The 17,849-nt window shown below is 58.3% G+C and carries 13 protein-coding genes; 9 read left to right on the top strand and 4 right to left on the bottom strand.

Annotation, left to right across the window (positions count from 1 at the left end; genetic code table 11):
- Position 1 precedes the first annotated feature (1 nt).
- From ACMGG9_RS07345 to ssuB, 4 genes are read left to right on the top strand one after another with little or no spacing between them, the layout of a single operon-like run.
- A complete protein-coding gene (locus ACMGG9_RS07345; RefSeq protein WP_033642582.1) occupies positions 2-967 on the top strand; it encodes a sulfonate ABC transporter substrate-binding protein in 966 nt (321 codons plus the stop codon).
- Positions 968-986: 19 nt separating this feature from the next.
- Positions 987-2,135, top strand: a complete 1,149-nt coding sequence (ssuD, locus tag ACMGG9_RS07340; protein WP_016928301.1) for an FMNH2-dependent alkanesulfonate monooxygenase — start codon at positions 987-989, stop codon at positions 2,133-2,135.
- Between the two features lie 11 nt (positions 2,136-2,146).
- On the top strand, positions 2,147-2,941 hold the full coding sequence (gene ssuC, locus ACMGG9_RS07335) for an aliphatic sulfonate ABC transporter permease SsuC (protein WP_033650683.1): 795 nt from the start codon (positions 2,147-2,149) through the stop codon (positions 2,939-2,941).
- The gene (gene ssuB, locus ACMGG9_RS07330) at positions 2,938-3,711 is read left to right on the top strand and encodes an aliphatic sulfonates ABC transporter ATP-binding protein (protein ID WP_042784124.1); all 774 of its coding nucleotides are present in this window, start codon (positions 2,938-2,940) and stop codon (positions 3,709-3,711) included. Before ssuC ends, ssuB begins: the two co-directional genes overlap by 4 nt.
- A gap of 51 nt (positions 3,712-3,762) precedes the next feature.
- On the opposite strand, the gene pepN is transcribed toward ssuB, so the two are convergent.
- On the bottom strand, positions 3,763-6,381 hold the full coding sequence (pepN, locus tag ACMGG9_RS07325; protein ID WP_033642579.1) for an aminopeptidase N: 2,619 nt from the start codon (positions 6,379-6,381) through the stop codon (positions 3,763-3,765).
- Between the two features lie 336 nt (positions 6,382-6,717).
- Between pepN and ACMGG9_RS07320 the strand changes: the two genes are divergently transcribed.
- From ACMGG9_RS07320 to ACMGG9_RS07300, 5 genes are all read left to right on the top strand, one after another.
- The gene (locus ACMGG9_RS07320) at positions 6,718-8,418 is read left to right on the top strand and encodes a GGDEF domain-containing protein (protein ID WP_033650680.1); all 1,701 of its coding nucleotides are present in this window, start codon (positions 6,718-6,720) and stop codon (positions 8,416-8,418) included.
- A gap of 255 nt (positions 8,419-8,673) precedes the next feature.
- Positions 8,674-9,879: a nicotinate phosphoribosyltransferase gene (pncB, locus tag ACMGG9_RS07315; RefSeq protein WP_033642577.1), complete on the top strand. Its 1,206-nt coding sequence runs from the start codon at positions 8,674-8,676 to the stop codon at positions 9,877-9,879.
- A gap of 217 nt (positions 9,880-10,096) precedes the next feature.
- Positions 10,097-11,497, top strand: coding sequence for an asparagine--tRNA ligase (gene asnS, locus ACMGG9_RS07310; RefSeq protein ID WP_033642576.1), 1,401 nt, complete (start codon positions 10,097-10,099; stop codon positions 11,495-11,497).
- A 301-nt stretch (positions 11,498-11,798) separates the two neighbouring features.
- Positions 11,799-12,908, top strand: coding sequence for a porin OmpC (ompC, locus tag ACMGG9_RS07305; RefSeq protein ID WP_269474401.1), 1,110 nt, complete (start codon positions 11,799-11,801; stop codon positions 12,906-12,908).
- 244 nt (positions 12,909-13,152) lie between these two features.
- Positions 13,153-14,343 (top strand): amino acid aminotransferase, encoded by a 1,191-nt coding sequence (locus ACMGG9_RS07300; protein ID WP_033642574.1) that lies wholly within the window; start codon positions 13,153-13,155, stop codon positions 14,341-14,343.
- 74 nt (positions 14,344-14,417) lie between these two features.
- Here the strand turns inward: ACMGG9_RS07300 and ACMGG9_RS07295 are convergent, their stop codons facing one another.
- The 3 genes from ACMGG9_RS07295 to ldtD form a co-directional block, all read right to left on the bottom strand.
- Positions 14,418-15,065 (bottom strand): MBL fold metallo-hydrolase, encoded by a 648-nt coding sequence (locus ACMGG9_RS07295; protein ID WP_033642573.1) that lies wholly within the window; start codon positions 15,063-15,065, stop codon positions 14,418-14,420.
- Positions 15,066-15,129: 64 nt separating this feature from the next.
- Positions 15,130-15,678: a YcbK family protein gene (locus ACMGG9_RS07290; RefSeq protein WP_004928217.1), complete on the bottom strand. Its 549-nt coding sequence runs from the start codon at positions 15,676-15,678 to the stop codon at positions 15,130-15,132.
- A gap of 180 nt (positions 15,679-15,858) precedes the next feature.
- Positions 15,859-17,667: a L,D-transpeptidase gene (ldtD, locus tag ACMGG9_RS07285; protein ID WP_071991639.1), complete on the bottom strand. Its 1,809-nt coding sequence runs from the start codon at positions 17,665-17,667 to the stop codon at positions 15,859-15,861.
- Positions 17,668-17,849 lie beyond the last annotated feature (182 nt).

Below are 17,849 nucleotides of genomic sequence, written 5' to 3'. Positions count from 1 at the left end.
AATGAAACAACGCAACGCTTTGCGACGTTGGCTGAACGCAGCGGCCTTCACCGGCCTGCTGTCGCTGGTCTGGGCCAACGCCGCCGTCGCGCAGGATCCGGCGCAATTTCGCATCGGTTACCAGAAAGGATCGGTGAGTCTGGTGCTGGCGAAAAGCCACCGGCTGCTGGAGGAGCGCTTCCCCGCCACCCGCATCAGTTGGATTGAATTTCCCGCCGGCCCGCAGATGCTGGAAGCCTTGAACGTCGGCAGCATCGATCTGGGCAGCACCGGTGATATTCCGCCGATCTTCGCGCAGGCCGCCGGGGCGGACCTGCTGTATGTCGGCGTTGAGCCGCCCAAACCGAAGGCGGAAGTGATCCTGGTGCCGGAAAACAGCCCGATCAAAACCGTCGCCGATCTGAAAGGCCATAAGGTCGCATTTCAGAAAGGATCCAGCTCACACAACCTGCTGCTGCGATCGCTGCAAAAGGCCGGCCTGAAATTTACGGATATCCAACCCGCCTACCTGACCCCCGCCGATGCGCGCGCCGCATTCCAGCAGGGCAACGTCGATGCCTGGGCTATCTGGGATCCTTATTATTCCGCCGCGCTGTTGCAGGGCGGCGTTCGGGTGCTCGGCGACGGCACCGATCTGAACCAGACCGGTTCCTTCTATCTGGCGGCGCGCCCTTATGTCGAAGCCAATGGCGCCTTTATCAGCCAGGTCCTGACGGTGCTGACCCAGGCCGATGCGCTCACCCGCAGCGACCGGGCGCAAAGCGTGACCTTGCTGGCCAACGCCATGGGGCTGCCGGAACCGGTGATCGCCAGCTATCTGGATCACCGTCCCCCGACCGCCATCACACCGCTCGATGCGCATACGATCGCCGCGCAGCAGCAAACCGCCGACCTGTTTTACGCCAACCGGCTGGTGCCGGTGAAGGTCGACATCTCGCAACGCATCTGGCGCCCAAGCGCGCAATAAATACGGGAGAGCATTGACGATGAGCCTGAACGTTTTCTGGTTTTTACCCACCCACGGCGACGGCCACTATCTTGGCAGCGCACAGGGCGCTCGCAGCGTCGATCACGGTTACTTGCAACAAATCGCCCAAGCGGCGGACCGGCTGGGATTCGGCGGCGTGCTGATCCCCACCGGTCGCTCTTGCGAAGACTCCTGGCTGGTGGCCGCCTCGCTGATCCCGGTCACCCAGCGGCTGAAATTTTTGGTCGCGCTGCGGCCGGGTATCATCTCCCCTACGCTGGCGGCGCGTCAGGCGGCGACGCTGGATCGCCTGTCCAACGGCCGCGCCCTGTTCAATCTGGTCACCGGCGGCGATCCGGAAGAGCTGGCGGCGGAGGGGTTGCATCTCAGTCATGAAGAGCGTTACGAGGCCTCGACCGAGTTCACTCATATCTGGCGCCGGGTGCTGGAAGGTGAAACCGTCGATTTCCACGGCAAGCATATTCAGGTGAAAGGCGCCAAACTGCTGTTCCCGCCGGTGCAGCAACCGCGCCCGCCGCTCTATTTCGGCGGATCCTCCGCCGCCGCGCAGGATCTGGCCGCCGAGCAGGTAGAAATGTACCTCACCTGGGGAGAGCCACCGGCGCAGGTCAAAGAGAAGATCGAAGAGGTGCGCGCCAAAGCGGCGGCGAAGGGCCGGCAGGTACGCTTCGGCATCCGTCTGCACGTCATCGTGCGGGAAACCACCGAAGAAGCCTGGCGCGCCGCCGATCGGCTGATCGCTCACCTCGATGAGGAAACCATCGCCAACGCGCAGCAGGCCTTTGCCCGCTTCGACTCCGTCGGCCAACGGCGCATGGCGGCGCTGCACGGCGGCAAGAAGGATAATCTGGAGATCAGCCCGAACCTGTGGGCCGGCATCGGCCTGGTGCGCGGCGGCGCCGGCACCGCGCTGGTGGGCGATGGCCCGACGGTCGCGGCGCGCATGCAGGAATACGCCGATCTGGGCATCGACACCTTTATTCTCTCCGGCTATCCGCATCTGGAAGAGGCCTACCGCGTCGGCGAACTGCTGTTTCCGCACCTCGATCTGGCGCAGGAGGAAACGCCCGCGCGCCTTCAACCGGTGCGCCCGCAGGGCGAAGTGGTGGCCAACATCTATGTTCCGCAAAAAGTGTCGCAGAGCTGAGGAGCGCCCCGATGGCAAAGAACGCGCAACGCATCCTGTACCGGCTGGCCCCTTGGGCGCTGCCGCTGGCGCTGGTGATCATCTGGCAAGTCGCCGTCGAAACCGGCTGGCTGTCCAACCGCATTTTGCCGGCGCCGAGTGCGGTGCTGGCCGCCTTCTGGCGCCTGAGCCAAAGCGGCGAACTGTGGCAGCACCTGAGCATCAGCAGCCAGCGCGCGTTGATCGGCTTTGGCATCGGCGGCAGCATCGGACTGATTCTCGGCTTTATTACCGGGCTGTCGCGCTGGGGTGAACGCCTGTTGGACAGTTCGGTGCAAATGATCCGCAACGTGCCGCACCTGGCGCTAATCCCACTGGTGATCCTGTGGTTCGGCATCGATGAATCCGCCAAGATCTTTCTGGTGGCGCTCGGCACGTTGTTCCCGATTTATCTCAATACCTATCACGGCATCAAAAACATCGATCGCGGCCTGCTGGAGATGGCGCGCAGCTACGGTCTGAGCGGTTTTCGCCTGTTCACGCAGGTGGTGCTGCCGGGCGCGTTGCCGTCGATTATGGTCGGCGTGCGTTTCGCCCTCGGGTTCATGTGGTTGACGCTGATCGTCGCCGAAACCATCTCGGCCAACTCCGGCATCGGTTATCTGGCGATGAACGCGCGTGAATTTCTGCAAACCGACGTGGTGGTGGTGGCGATCGTGCTGTACGCCCTGCTCGGCAAGCTGGCGGACGTGGGCGCACAACTGCTGGAACGCGTCTGGCTGCGCTGGCATCCGGCCTATCAACTGAAACAGGGAGAAGCGCTATGACCCTTCCCGCTCGCCTTGCGCAAGGCACGCCGGTGACGCTGGAGTCCATCGGCAAACGTTACGGCAACCGCACCGTGCTGGATAACATTCAGCTACGCATCTCTGCCGGGCAGTTCGTGGCGGTGGTCGGCCGCAGCGGCTGCGGCAAGAGCACCCTGCTGCGTCTGTTGGCCGGCCTGGAACAGGCCAGCAGCGGCGCGCTGCTCAGCGGCAATGCGCCGCTTGCCGCCGCCAAAGAGGATACCCGGCTGATGTTTCAGGATGCGCGCCTGTTGCCGTGGAAAACGGTGATCGACAACGTGGGTCTGGGGCTGCGCGGCCACTGGCGCGACGCGGCGCTGCAGGCGCTGGCCGCGGTCGGTTTGGCGGATCGCGCCCGCGACTGGCCGGCGGCGCTGTCCGGCGGACAAAAGCAGCGGGTCGCCCTGGCACGCGCGTTGATCCACCGCCCCCGCCTGCTGCTGCTGGACGAACCGCTCGGGGCGCTGGATGCCCTGACGCGCATCGAGATGCAAGGGCTGATAGAATCGCTGTGGCAACAGCACGGTTTTACCGTACTGCTGGTGACGCACGACGTCAGCGAAGCCATCGCGCTGGCGGATCGGGTGATCCTGATTGAAGAGGGCCACATCGGACTGGATCTGAGCATCGATCTGCCGCGGCCACGCCGTAAGGGTTCAGCCAGGCTGGCGGAACTGGAAGCTGAAGTGCTGGAGCGGGTGTTATCGCCGCCGGTCACCGCGGCCAGCCCACGCCAGGCGGCGAATTGAACGAAAAAGGGACGGCGCAGGCCGTCCCTTTGGGTATTCACGGTGAAAAGATTAGGCGTCGAGCGCCTTGCTGATCTTCTCGTACAGATCGCCGGACAGGTTTTCCAACCCTTTCAGCTGTTCCAACGCTTTGCGCATCAGCGCCTGGCGACCGGCGTCGTAACGCTTCAGGCGAATCAGCGGTTCGATCAGGCGCGCGGCGATCTGCGGGTTGCGTTGGTTGAGATCGCTTAGGATCTCCACCAGGAATTGATAACCGCTGCCATCCGCCGCATGGAACGCCGCCGGGTTGCCGGAAGCGAAGCCGCCGATCAGCGAGCGGGTGCGGTTCGGGTTGCTCAGGCTGAACGAGCGGTGTTGCAGCAGCGCACGCACCTTGCTCAACACATCCGCCGACGGGCTGCTCCCCTGCAGCACGAACCATTTGTCCATCACCAGGCCATCCTGATGCCAGCGCTCGTCGAACGCCGCCAACAGCGCATCGCGACACGGCAACTGGGCCGCAACCGCAGCGGACAGCGCCGCCAGCGAGTCGGTCATGTTATCCGCCTGGCGATACTGTTCGCTCACCAGTTGGTCCGCCAGCGCCGCATCTTCGCCGAACGCCAGATAACCCAGGCACACATTGCGCAAGGCGCGCTTGGCGATGTCGGCGTGCTCCACGCGGTAGCCGTCGGTCTTGTTGGCGTGATACACCGCCAGCCACTCATCGGCCAACTCCCGCGCCAGGCAGCGAACGATCGCTTCGTGCACCGCGGCGATCGCTTCCGGATCGATGGTGGCGAACAGTTCAGCGATTTCGTTCTCCGACGGCAGCGTCAGGATCTGCGCCGCCAGCGCCGGATCCAGCGTCTCGTTCAGCAACACCGCACGGAACGCGTCGGCCACGTGCAGCGGCAGCGACAACGGCTGCTTCTGCTGGTGCCGCGCCACGTTCAGTTTGATGTAGGTCGCGAGCAGGCTCTGCGCCGCATCCCAACGCGCAAACTCATTGCGCGCGTGCTGCATCAGGAAGGTCAGTTGCTGATCGCTGTACGGATAATCCAGTTTCACCGGCGCAGAGAATTCACGCAGCAGCGACGGCACCGGCTTGTGCGCCACGCCGTCGAACACGAAGGTCTGCTCCGCTTCGGTGACGTTCAGCACGTTGTTGACCGGCAGGCCACCCTTCTGCAGCGCGATGACGTTGCCTTCGCTGTCGTACAGCTCGATATCCAGCGGGATATGCAGCGGCAACTTCTCAGGCTGATCGGCGGTCGGCGCGGTTTTCTGGCTGACATGCAGGCGATATTGCTGAGTTTCCGCATCGTACTCGTCGCGCACCGTCAACAGCGGCGTGCCGGACTGACTATACCAACGGCGGAAGCGCGACAGATCCACGTTGGACGCGTCCTCCATCGCCTGTACGAAGTCATCGCAGGTGGCGGCGCTGCCGTCGTGGCGTTCGAAATAGAGCTGCATCCCTTTCTGGAAGTTCTCTTCCCCCAGCAGGGTGTGCATCATGCGGATCACTTCAGAACCTTTCTCATACACCGTCAGGGTGTAAAAGTTGTTCATCTCGATGACTTTATCCGGACGAATGGCATGCGCCATCGGGCTGGCGTCTTCGGCGAACTGCGCGCCGCGCATCACGCGCACGTTATCGATACGGTTGACCGAACGCGAGCCCAGATCGGAACTGAACTCTTGATCGCGGAACACCGTCAGCCCCTCTTTCAGGCTGAGCTGGAACCAGTCGCGGCAGGTGACGCGGTTGCCGGTCCAGTTGTGGAAGTATTCGTGGCCAATCACCGCTTCGATGTTCAGGTAATCTTTGTCGGTGGCGGTTTCCGCCTTCGCCAACACGTATTTGGAGTTAAAGATATTTAACCCTTTGTTCTCCATCGCGCCCATATTGAAGAAATCGACCGCCACGATCATATAAATGTCGAGATCGTATTCCAGACCGAAGCGGGTCTCGTCCCACTTCATCGAGTTTTTCAACGAGGTCATCGCCCAGTCGGCGCGATCCAGGTTACCGCGATCGACAAACAGCTCCAGCGCGACCTTACGGCCGGAACGGGTGGTGAAACTGTCGCGCAGCACGTCGAAGTCCCCCGCCACCAATGCGAACAGGTAGCAAGGTTTCGGGAACGGATCCTGCCATTGCACCCAGTGGCGACCATCGGCCAATTCACCCTGGCCAATACGGTTGCCGTTCGACAGCAGGAACGGATAGCGCGCCTTGTCGGCCACGATGCGGGTGGTAAAGCGCGCCAGCACGTCCGGGCGATCCTGGTAATAGGTAATATGATGGAAGCCTTCGGCTTCGCATTGCGTGCACAGCGCATCGCCGGACAGATACAGCCCTTCCAGCGCGGTGTTTTTCGCCGGGTGAATATCGTTGACGATGGTCAGAGTGAATTGTGCTGGCAACGCTTCGACGATCAGCTGGTTATCCTGCTGACGATAGGCGCTCCACGGTTGACCGTCGACCTGAATGCTCACCAGCGTCAGATCCTCGCCATCCAGCACCAGCGGTGCGCCGGCCGCGCCTTGACGTTTGATTTTACTGACGGCGGTCACGCGCGTGGTTTCCGCGTCCAGACTGAAGTCCAAATCGATGTCGGTCGTGGTGTAATCGGGCGCGCGATAATCGTGGCGATATTTTGCCTGTGGCTGTTGTGTCATAAAAACCCTTAAACGTCTCAGTGAGTTATAGGTGCCAGGCCGCTCTTCTCCTCCGCGCCGTCGCTGGGGATTTCCCCTGCGGCGCTCGGCGAACCTGATTGTGAATAAACTGTATCACAGCTGGCTGAAAAGCCCAGATCCGCCGGGCAAGCGCGATAAAGAAATCAGAGGCAAATCATAGTTCACCCACCAGATGGCAGCGCGGGTGACCAATGGCTAAATAAAAATCAGCATTTAATGCTAAAAAACCGCCTTCGCGGCGCTCCGGCATTGTTGAGGCGGCACAGGCGGCATGATGGTATAATTGCCGAATCAGGCTCAGGGATGACTCGCACTATGAAAATCAAATACGCTATCTATTTTTTCACCCTGTGCCTGATGACCTCCTTCTCGCTGTTCATCGTCGAGGAACTGCTCGAAGCCCATACCGAGTACCGCGATAACCAGCTCAACCTGTATAAGATCGATCGCGCCAAAGAAATCTCCGAGGCCTTTCAGGCTTCGCTGCAGGCTCACCGTCTCAAACGCTTGAGCCTGATCGATCCGCAAATCACTCGCGCGCAGTGTCTGGCCGCCGATCGGGTGGCGCGTGAGAAAATCGCCCGGATCCGCGAGCATCTGAATGACACGGTCGCCAGGGAGCTGGGTGTGCGGCAAAAAATCGCCGCGCTGTCGATGATCGGCCTGATGGAACAGTTGCTGGATAACGACAACCTGCAGCTTTCGCAGGTCAACAACGCCAACGCCAACCTGTTCAACATCAACAGCGCCTACTACATCTCGCAAACCAGCAAGAGCTATTACCGCTACACCTACGATACCCGAATGGTGGATACCGACTCCTTTATGTTTCTCGAGGCCATTCGCCTCAACAACCGGCTGAATATGTCACTGACGGAGTTAAGCGATCAGATTATCGACGTCAACGTCAGCCCGCTCGATCGCAAAGACGCCTATCTGAAGTCCATTCAGTTGACCGGCGTCCTGAACGCGCTGAGCACCCGGTTGATCTTCATGAAGCTCAACTACGACGACGTGCAAACCACCAGCATCGTCAATCAGTTGCTCAGCCAGGTGTCTACCGAACGCCTCAAGCAGATTACCGATGGGCTATACACCGCCATCAATACCCAAAAGCCCTATCCCGCCGCGCTGATCTCGCGCTATGTCGACGAGTTGAGCGGGCTTTCTCAGACGCTGTATCAACGCAGTTTCGAGCTGGAAACCGTCGCTTCGCGTCACAAGATTTATGACAGCCAGACCACCATTTACGGCATGATCGCGCTCGCCGGTCTGGGGGTGCTGCTGTTCATTTTGCCGGCGCTGGTGTTCTGCACCAACATCAACCGCTGGTTGACCAAAACCCACAACAATATCGTGCGGCTGTCGCGCGGCGAGATGAATATCGATCGCAACGACGCCTTCTACAGCCGGGAACTGATCGCCATCAGCGACGCCATTCAACAGCTCAGACAATATCAGTTGGACAAGGTCTCGCTGGAAAGCGAGAAACAGCTGCTGATTAAAGAGCTTGAGGCCTCTTCCTTCCTCGATCCGCTCACCAACATTTATAACCGCCGTAAATTCTTCCTCGAATGCCAGCTATTGGGCGACGGTAGCTACCCGCAGGCCTTTTGCCTGATCGATATCGACAACTTCAAACAGCTCAACGACAGCTACGGCCACGATGTCGGTGACCGGGCGCTGGTGGAATTCGGCCATCTGTTGCAACGCGCGTTTCGCGCCAGCGACATCTTCTGCCGCTACGGTGGTGAAGAGTTCGCGGTGCTGCTGGGCAACTGTTCGTTGGACAACGCGCGGGACATCATGGAGCAATTGCGCGCCCGCACCCATCGCCTGACGCTGAATCTGGCCGACGGGCGGCAAGTGCGTTTCACCACCAGCTGCGGCATTGCGCCGGTCAACGCGTTCACTGCGCTGCAGGCGGCGATCAAACAGGCGGACGAAGCGCTTTATTTTTGCAAAAAGAACGGCAAGGATCGGGTCAGCGTGCACACCCAGGCCGGGTTTATCTGATTTGTTGTTTAAAATAATTAACATTATAATTTTTATGACTAATTAGGCTAAGTCATTCACCTTACAGGCATATCTGGCTTTTTTCCCCCGCCGCCGTCGCCAGCCCGCCATAAAGGCACGTTTAATCCTCGACCCGCTTCGGTGATTTATGGTGTGATGCAGCTTCAATAACAGGATAATCCGGGTATACTCCACCCCCACTTTTATGATTATCCGGATTTGGACACGCGCCTGACGAGGATGCTGTAACGCGCTATGACTCAATACGCTTCCCCGATTTTGACATCACTGCTTGATACCGATGCTTACAAGCTTCATATGCAGCAAGCAGTGTTCCATCGCTATCCCGCGATCAGCGTGGCGGCGGAATTCCGCTGCCGCGGCGACGAACTGCTGGGCGAATATGCCGACGAGATCCGCGCGCAGGTCGCCCTGATGAGCCAGTTGGCGCTGACCGACGCCGAATTCGCTTACCTTTCGGGTCTGCCCTTCTTCCGTCAAGATTACCTGAGCTGGCTGCGCACGTTCCGATACGATCCGCAGCAGGTGACCATCGACAACCGCGACGGCAAGCTGCAAATCCGCATCGCCGGGCCGTGGCGTGAAGTGATCATGTGGGAAGTGCCGCTGCTGGCGGTGATCAGCGAAGTGGTGCACCGCCGGCGTTCTCCGCTGGCGACGCCGGAACAGGCGGTAGCCCACCTGCAAACCAAGTTGGCGCAGTTCAAGACACTGGCGGGCGATTTGGATCTTTCACGCTTCAAGCTGATGGACTTCGGCACCCGTCGCCGTTTCTCCCAGGGCGTACAACAGGCCATCGTCAGCACCTTGCAGGCCGAATTCCCGTACCTGTCGGGCACCAGCAATTACGATCTGGCGCATCAGCTCGGCCTGGCGCCGGTCGGCACGCAGGCGCATGAATGGTTCCAGGCGCATCAGCAGATAAGCCCGGTGCTGGCCAACAGCCAGCGCGCCGCATTGCAGGCCTGGCTGGATGAATACCCGGATCAGCTTGGCATCGCGCTCACCGACTGCATTACCATGGATGCTTTCCTGCGCGACTTCGGCCCGCAGTTCGCCGAGCGTTATCAGGGGCTGCGCCACGATTCGGGCGATCCCGTCGAGTGGGGCGAGAAAGCCATTGCCCACTATCAGAAACTGGGCATCGATCCGATGAGCAAAACGCTGGTGTTCTCGGACAACCTGGATCTGGAAAAAGCGCTGGCGCTCTATCGCCACTTCTATCAGCGCATCAATCTCAGCTTCGGTATCGGCACGCGCCTGACCTGTGATATTCCGGGCGTTAAACCGTTGAATATCGTGATCAAGCTGGTCGAATGCAAAGGCAAACCGGTGGCTAAGCTCTCCGACAGCCCCGGCAAGACCATCTGCCAGGACCAGGCATTCGTGCGGGCCTTGCGCAAGGCCTTCGATCTGCCGCTGGTGAAGAAAGCCAGCTGAACCTTCTCTATATAGAGAGAAAGAAAGCCGGCCCGGTTTACGCGCCGGCTTTTTTGTTTTTATCCCGAACGCCCTCTTTTCAGTCAGCCGCGATAAATGTTGCGACAATCCGATGATTTCTGCTTGTGCTCTGCACCGCGGCAAGTAACATAGCCATTACCCCCATATTCTTGGGTTGTAAGCTATTTCTAAACCAAATTATTAAAGAGAGAAATCTATGAGCGTAGTGCCTGTAGTCGACGTACTGCAAGGTCGTGCTGCGGTTGACAGTGAAGTCACCGTACGCGGCTGGGTACGTACCCGGAGAGATTCAAAAGCTGGTATCTCCTTCCTGGCCGTCTATGACGGTTCCTGCTTTGATCCGTTACAGGCCGTCGTTAATAATTCTCTGCCGAATTATCAGGATGAAGTGCTGCATCTGACTACCGGTTGTTCGGTTGAAGTCACCGGCAAAGTCGTCGCTTCACCGGGCGAAGGCCAGAGCTTCGAACTGCAGGCTACCGCAATCAAAGTGGTCGGCTGGGTCGACGATCCGGACACTTACCCGATGGCGGCCAAGCGCCACAGCATCGAATACCTGCGCGAAGTGGCTCACCTGCGCCCGCGCACCAACCTGATCGGCGCCGTGGCGCGCGTACGTCATACTCTGGCGCAGGCGATCCACCGCTTCTTCCATGAAAATGGGTATTTCTGGGTCTCTACTCCGCTGATCACCGCCTCCGATACCGAAGGCGCCGGCGAGATGTTCCGCGTGTCCACGCTGGATCTGGAAAACCTGCCGCGCACCGACAAAGGCACCGTCGATTTCAGCGAAGACTTCTTCGGTAAGGAAGCCTTCCTCACCGTTTCCGGCCAGCTGAACGGCGAAACCTACGCTTGCGCGCTGTCGAAGGTTTACACCTTCGGCCCAACCTTCCGCGCCGAAAACTCCAACACCAGCCGCCACCTGGCGGAGTTCTGGATGATCGAACCGGAAGTGGCCTTCGCTACGCTGGACGACGTCGCCGGCCTCGCCGAAAGCATGCTGAAGTATGTGTTCCAGGCGGTGCTGGATGAACGTGCCGACGATCTGAAATTCTTCGCCGAGCGCGTGGATAAAGACGCTATCGCTCGTCTGGAGCGCTTCGTGTCTTCCGATTTCGCCCAGGTGGATTACACCGACGCCATTGAGATCCTGCTGGCCTCGGGCCAAACCTTCGAAAACCCGGTTTCCTGGGGCATCGATCTCTCTTCCGAGCATGAACGTTACCTGGCGGAGAAACACTTCCAGGCGCCGGTGGTGGTGAAAAACTACCCGAAAGACATCAAAGCGTTCTACATGCGCATGAACGAAGACGGCAAGACCGTCGCGGCCATGGACGTGCTGGCGCCGGGCATCGGCGAAATCATCGGCGGCTCGCAGCGTGAAGAACGCCTCGACGTGCTCGATCAGCGTCTGGAAGAGATGGGGCTGAATAAAGAAGACTACTGGTGGTATCGCGATCTGCGCCGCTACGGCACCGTGCCGCATTCCGGTTTCGGCCTGGGCTTTGAACGTTTAATCGCCTATGTCACCGGCGTGCAAAACGTGCGCGATGTGATTCCATTCCCGCGCACGCCGCGTAACGCAAGCTTCTAATTTATACGATCACACGTTTTTTAAACGATTTCGTTACAAAACAAAGGCCAGCATCGCTGGCCTTTCGCATTTTTTAATATTGACGCACGTCACAAAGTTCCCGAAAAATTACATTTGGTTACACATACTTTCCTTTTGCAACCTGATTGGGACATTGGTATCATTTTCGTCCTAGATTAACCCGCCTGTGAATGGAACACTGCGTTCAGACACAGGACGACACCAATCTATCAACAATAGTTCCCAAAGAATTATTGGCGGCAGTGGCAAAGGTGTCCGAATAACACCAATGAGGGTAATAATGATGAAGCGCAACATTCTTGCAGTGGTAATCCCGGCTCTGTTGGCTGCTGGTGCAGCAAACGCAGCTGAAATCTACAACAAAGACGGCAACAAGCTGGATCTGTACGGCAAAGTTGACGGTCTGCACTACTTCTCCAAAGACAAAGGTAATGACGGCGATCAGACCTATGTTCGTTTCGGCTTCAAAGGTGAAACCCAGATTACTGACCAACTGACCGGTTACGGCCAGTGGGAATACAACGTTCAGTCCAACCACGCCGAATCTCAGGGCACCGAAGGCACCAAAACCCGTCTGGGCTTCGCCGGTCTGAAATTCGCTGACTACGGCTCCTTCGACTACGGCCGTAACTACGGCGTACTGTACGACGTGGAAGGCTGGACCGATATGCTGCCAGAGTTCGGTGGCGATACTTACACCTACTCCGACAACTTCATGACCGGCCGTACCAACGGCGTTGCGACCTATCGTAACAACAACTTCTTCGGTCTGGTTGACGGTCTGAACTTCGCCGTTCAGTACCAGGGTAAAAACCAGAACGACAGCCGTGCTCTGAAAAAACAGAACGGCGACGGCTGGGGCCTCTCCTCTACTTATGACATCGGCGAAGGCGTAAGCTTCGGCGCTGCCTATGCGTCCTCCAACCGTACCGACGATCAGAAGCTTAACGCTACCGCTAAAGGCGACAAAGCTGACGCATGGACCGTGGGCGCGAAATACGACGCCAACAACGTCTACCTGGCGGCGATGTATGCAGAAACTCGCAACATGACCCCATACGGCGAGTCTGACTTGACTATCGCTAACAAAACTCAGAACTTCGAAGTGACCGCTCAGTACCAGTTCGACTTCGGTCTGCGCCCAGAAGTGTCTTACCTGCAGTCTAAAGGCAAGGATCTGGCTGGCCGCACCGCGCACGGCGCTCGCTTCAACGGCGGCGACGCTGACCTGGTTAAATATGTTTCTGTTGGTACCACCTACTACTTCAACAAAAACATGTCCACCTACGTTGATTACAAAATCAACCTGCTGGATGACAACGACTTCACCAAAGCTAACGGCATCGCAACTGACGATATCGTAGGCGTTGGTCTGGTATACCAGTTCTAAGTTGTCTCGCTTATCGGCGGTTCACCGTCGGCTAAGTTAAAAAACAGGGCTTCGGCCCTGTTTTTGTTTGTATCAGCCGGTAACTTTTTATCCTGCCGATTCCCCCTTCCCCATCATTTTTTCTGTCGAATCCTTCACGTTCATAAGATCGCGGTGTTTTTATCGCAAACGGTTGGCAAAGCCGATAACTGGCGCTACCCTGATGCTTCTGTCTGCTTAACTCCGAGATTTGGAAGCACCTGACATGTTTGAAAAAATCACCGCCGCACCCGCCGACCCGATCCTGGGCCTGACCGACATTTTCCGCGCCGACGCCCGCCCGAATAAAATCAATTTAGGCATTGGCGTTTATAAAGACGAAACCGGTAAAACCCCGGTGCTGACCAGCGTAAAGAAAGCTGAACAGTATCTGTTGGAAAATGAGACCACCAAAAACTATCTCGGCATTGAGGGCATCCCGGCGTTCGCCAGCTGCACGCAAGAGCTGCTGTTCGGTAAAGAGAGCCCGATCGTCGCCGATCGCCGCGCGCGCACCGCACAGACGCCTGGCGGCACCGGCGGCCTGCGCGTGGCGGCAGACTTTATCGCCAACCAGACCAGCGCCAAACGCATCTGGATCAGCAACCCAAGCTGGCCGAACCACAAGAACGTCTTTAGCGCCGTGGGCCTGGAAGTGCTGGAATACGCCTACTATGACGCCGCCAACCACGCGTTGGATTTTGACGGCCTGCTGAACAGCCTGAAACAGGCGCAGGCCGGCGATGTCGTGCTGTTCCACGGTTGCTGCCATAACCCGACCGGTATCGATCCAACGCCGGAACAGTGGGCGCAGCTGGCTGAACTTTCCGTCGCCAACGGGTGGTTGCCGCTGTTCGACTTCGCTTATCAGGGCTTCGCCAACGGCCTGGAAGAAGATGCGCAGGGCCTGCGTATTTTCGCCGCCAAACATAAAGAACTGATCGTCGCCAGTTCCTATTCGAAAAACTTCGGTCTGTACAATGAGCGCGTCGGCGCTTGCACTATTGTAGCCGCCGATGCCGAAACCGCCGATCGCGCCTTCAGCCAGGTGAAAGCGGCCATTCGCGCCAACTACTCCAACCCGCCGTCACACGGCGCCGCCGTTGTCGCCACCATTCTGGGCAACGATGCGCTGCGCGCGATGTGGGAACAAGAGCTGACCGATATGCGCCAACGCATTCACCGCATGCGTCAGCTGTTTGTGAACACCCTGCAGGAGAAAGGCGCGCAGCAGGACTTCAGCTTCATCATCCAGCAGAACGGCATGTTCTCGTTCAGCGGCCTGACCAAAGAGCAGGTGCTGCGTCTGCGTGAAGAGTTTGGCGTTTACGCTGTGAACTCGGGCCGGGTGAACGTGGCGGGCATGACGCCGGACAATATGGCGCCGCTGTGTGAAGCCATCGTCGCCGTGCTCTAAGCGCGTCGGCGAAAGCCACCAGTTTGAAGGGGCGCGCTATGCGCCCCTTAATTATTTCTGCCGGGAAATGATCGTTACCACACCGCCGGCTCTTCGCGCAGGAACGGGTTGGTCTGGCGCTCGTGACCGAAGGTCGACATTGGACCGTGGCCGGGAATAAAGCGCATGTCGTCGCCTAACGGCAACAGCTTGGTGCGAATAGAGGCGATCAGCGCCTGATGGTCACCGCGCGGGAAGTCGCTGCGTCCCACGCCGCCGTTAAACAGCACGTCACCCACCAGCGCCAAACGCGCCTGCTCATTGATAAAGACGATGTGGCCCGGTGTGTGCCCAGGACAATGCAACACCTTGAGCTTCATCTCGCCCACCTGCATCTCATCGCCTTCCGACAACCAACGGGTCGGGGTCAGCGGCGCACACTCTTCCAGCCCGAACATCCGGCTCTGCGCCGGCAAACCATCCAGCCAAAAAGCGTCCTCTTTATCCGGGCCGTAAATCGGCACCTGATAATGTTCCGCCAGCTCCGCCGCCGCGCCGACGTGATCCAAATGGCCGTGCGTCAGCAAAATCTGCGTGATTGTCACACCCTGCTTCGCCACTTCCGCTTTGATTTTTTCCGCTTCGCCGCCGGGATCGACCAACGCCGCCTGCTGCGTGTTTTCACACCAGATCAGGCTGCAATTCTGGCTAAAAGCGGTAACGGGAATAAGATGGTATTTCATAAGGCTCCAACGACAATAACGCCGCCTCCGCAAGGAGCGGCGTTATTCACTGAGGGCACCGCGATTACCAGCTCCGAACCGGGCCGGTATCGATGTGCACGAAGTTGCTACGTGGATAATATCCTACACCACCAGCGCGCATTTTTAACGCCGCTTTACGGATATTACTCAATTGGATACCTTCAATATGGAAATCCATCGCCTGGCCCTTGGTATGGTAGCTGTGCTTGGCCACACCACGGCTGTGCGCGCGCAATTCGTTGTTGGTATCTACGGAACGGTAACCGGAGATCAGCTGCACCGGCTTGCTGGTACCCAGCAGCCCCTGCAGGCGATAGAGGTGATCAAACAAACTGGGATCGATCGATTTAACCTTGTTGGCGCGATAATCGCGGAACAGATGATTTAGCCGAACCAACTCTTCTTTATTGTAGCCTTTGCCGTCAAAGAACTCGGCTTTAATAGATTCACCGGTATTCAGGTTATTCAACACTAAAATACGCGGTCGAGCGGTGGAAAGACTGGCAAACGCCTGCCCTGGAAGCAGCGCTATGCCCATAGCTGCGCCGCCTAGCGCCAGCCATTTACGGCGATGATGATCAATTTTGTCCATGACTCTGTTAAACCCGGCAAGAATGTCAAAATAAATGCACAAAGCAGCGCACTGTCCGAACCATAACCGCCTGCGTATGCTGAGTCAACCCGCGATACGCCTAGGTTTACAGGCCCCCAGGTAAGAGGGCCTGCGGTATAGCCAAACATTCTGACCGTTATTTATTTATAATTACTGCATTTACTGCATTAATTTTTTGGCCTGAGCCAAAATTTGTGCGCCCGATCTCACCGTATTATCATAATTGTAAATATCTGTACGGAATTGCGGTTGGCCGTCATCCGAAACCCAGGCGGTCAGATAATACAGTTTTACGGGAATACGCTGGCGAATATTCACATAAGTGGTATTCCCTTCTTTCAGCGTGGAGGAAACGCGGCTATTGTTCCAGCCGGCATCCTGCAGCAGCATATTCGCCAAATCGGAAGCCTTGTTCACCCGCACGCAGCCGGAGCTAAGCGCGCGAATGTCTTTCTGGAACAGGCTGTGGTTCGGGGTATCGTGCAGGTAGATCGCGTCCGAACTCGGCATATTGAACTTGAAACGCCCCAGCGAGTTAGTGGCGCCCGGCGCCTGGCGCACGCGATACGGGAAGTTGCGCGCAGAGACCATGCTCCAGTCGATCATCGCCGGGTTGATCACCTCCGCATCGTTGCTCCAACCCGACAGCACGGTATAGCCGTGTTTCTGGAAATAGTTACCGTCGCGCATCGCCTTCGGCACGATATCCTCACGCACCAGCGTAGTCGGTACGTTCCAAGGCGGGTTGACCACCACGTTGTTCAACGCGCTGCTCATCAGCGGTGTCTTGCGGCTCGGCCGCCCGACGATAACGCGGGAGGACAGCACTTCGTTGCCGTTCTGGTAGTAGGTCAGCGAGTAGTTGGGAATATTCACCATAATGCCGGTGCCGACATGCCCCGGTAAAATTCGCAGACGTTGGATATTCAACGCCAGCAGCGCGGCGCGGGTTTTCGGAGACACGTTGAGCCACTCGCGAGTGCGCACGCCGATCACGCCGTCCGCCGTCAGCCCCTGCCATTTCTGGAAACGCTTGACGCCCTCCACCAGCTCGTTGGTATAGAGGTTGTCGCTCACCACGCTGCCGACCTGCGGCGGCGTCTGTTCAGCGGTCAACTCCGTCACCGGCGCCGCCGACGGACTGACCGTCACACGCCCCTTCTCTTCGTCTACCGTCAGCCCGCCGTCATCAGGCTCATTGCTCTTCGCCGAGACGACCGCCGGCTCCGGCTCGGCCTCCGGCGCCGAAGCGGCCAGCATGCCGGTGCGCGTCAGGATCTCACGCAGCGCAGGAATATCGTTGCTCATTTGTCCTGGGCGCAGGCTCGGGCCGCTGCCCACCTGCGGCCAGGGGCGGTTATCCGCCAGCATATCGCGCAGCGCCTGATGCATCTTGGCGTATTGCGGGTGCTGCGGCGCGAGCGAATTCACGTAGCTCAGCGTGCGCGCCTGACGCACCGCCAGCTGCCATTGGTTGATCACCGCAGTGGGCGGCAAGCCAAGCTTGTAGGGAATATTGCTGTACAGCCAACTGGTGCCGTTGGCGCCGATAGCGGATACGAACTGCAAATAGCCCAACATCGCATCGGACAGCACCACATCGCGACCTACGTCATTGAGCGCCGGATTGGTCAACATCTTCACCCATTGGGTGAACTGCGGCTGCACGCCGGACATCGCCAGCTCGGCCAGTTGCTGTTGAAACTGCTGAACGGCCTCGCGATCCTGCCACATCGGCTGCATATGATTCGCCGCATACAGCGGCGCCAGCGTGGAAAGGTAGTGCAGATCCATGCCGCGCGGCAACGCGGCCAGCAGTTCAGAACGGCTCTGCGCAACGGACATGCCTGCTGATGCCACCGGTAACGCCGTTACGGTGGCCAATGCGGAAAACGACGACACAAGACTACAGGCGATAGCGCCACTCAGCGCCAAACGTCGTAGAGAGTTTCCCTTTTTAAGCAACATCCCTTGCCCCCTGTATGCTCACAAAAAAAACGTCAAAAAACTGCATATAGCTTCAGTATACAAACAGAAAGGCCGTTTCGCCCTGCGGACGTCGAATTACTGTTTATCTGATTAAACTAACCGCTTTTCAACGGATAAAAAAGCAGGACTATCATCCACGCGCACAAAAAAATAGCCACCCT

Source organism: Serratia sp. BNK-10 (assembly GCF_047456065.1).
Classification (GTDB): domain Bacteria; phylum Pseudomonadota; class Gammaproteobacteria; order Enterobacterales; family Enterobacteriaceae; genus Serratia; species Serratia ureilytica.
Note: the sequence above shows the minus strand (reverse complement) of the source record. Positions and strands in the feature narration are given on the sequence as shown.

Coding starts and splice junctions, on each gene's coding strand:
- ACMGG9_RS07345 (WP_033642582.1), top strand. CDS start 2: ATGAAACAACGCAACGCTTTGCGACGTTGGCTGAACGCAGCGGCCTTC.
- ssuD (WP_016928301.1), top strand. CDS start 987: ATGAGCCTGAACGTTTTCTGGTTTTTACCCACCCACGGCGACGGCCAC.
- ssuC (WP_033650683.1), top strand. CDS start 2,147: ATGGCAAAGAACGCGCAACGCATCCTGTACCGGCTGGCCCCTTGGGCG.
- ssuB (WP_042784124.1), top strand. CDS start 2,938: ATGACCCTTCCCGCTCGCCTTGCGCAAGGCACGCCGGTGACGCTGGAG.
- pepN (WP_033642579.1), bottom strand. CDS start 6,381: ATGACACAACAGCCACAGGCAAAATATCGCCACGATTATCGCGCGCCC.
- ACMGG9_RS07320 (WP_033650680.1), top strand. CDS start 6,718: ATGAAAATCAAATACGCTATCTATTTTTTCACCCTGTGCCTGATGACC.
- pncB (WP_033642577.1), top strand. CDS start 8,674: ATGACTCAATACGCTTCCCCGATTTTGACATCACTGCTTGATACCGAT.
- asnS (WP_033642576.1), top strand. CDS start 10,097: ATGAGCGTAGTGCCTGTAGTCGACGTACTGCAAGGTCGTGCTGCGGTT.
- ompC (WP_269474401.1), top strand. CDS start 11,799: ATGATGAAGCGCAACATTCTTGCAGTGGTAATCCCGGCTCTGTTGGCT.
- ACMGG9_RS07300 (WP_033642574.1), top strand. CDS start 13,153: ATGTTTGAAAAAATCACCGCCGCACCCGCCGACCCGATCCTGGGCCTG.
- ACMGG9_RS07295 (WP_033642573.1), bottom strand. CDS start 15,065: ATGAAATACCATCTTATTCCCGTTACCGCTTTTAGCCAGAATTGCAGC.
- ACMGG9_RS07290 (WP_004928217.1), bottom strand. CDS start 15,678: ATGGACAAAATTGATCATCATCGCCGTAAATGGCTGGCGCTAGGCGGC.
- ldtD (WP_071991639.1), bottom strand. CDS start 17,667: ATGTTGCTTAAAAAGGGAAACTCTCTACGACGTTTGGCGCTGAGTGGC.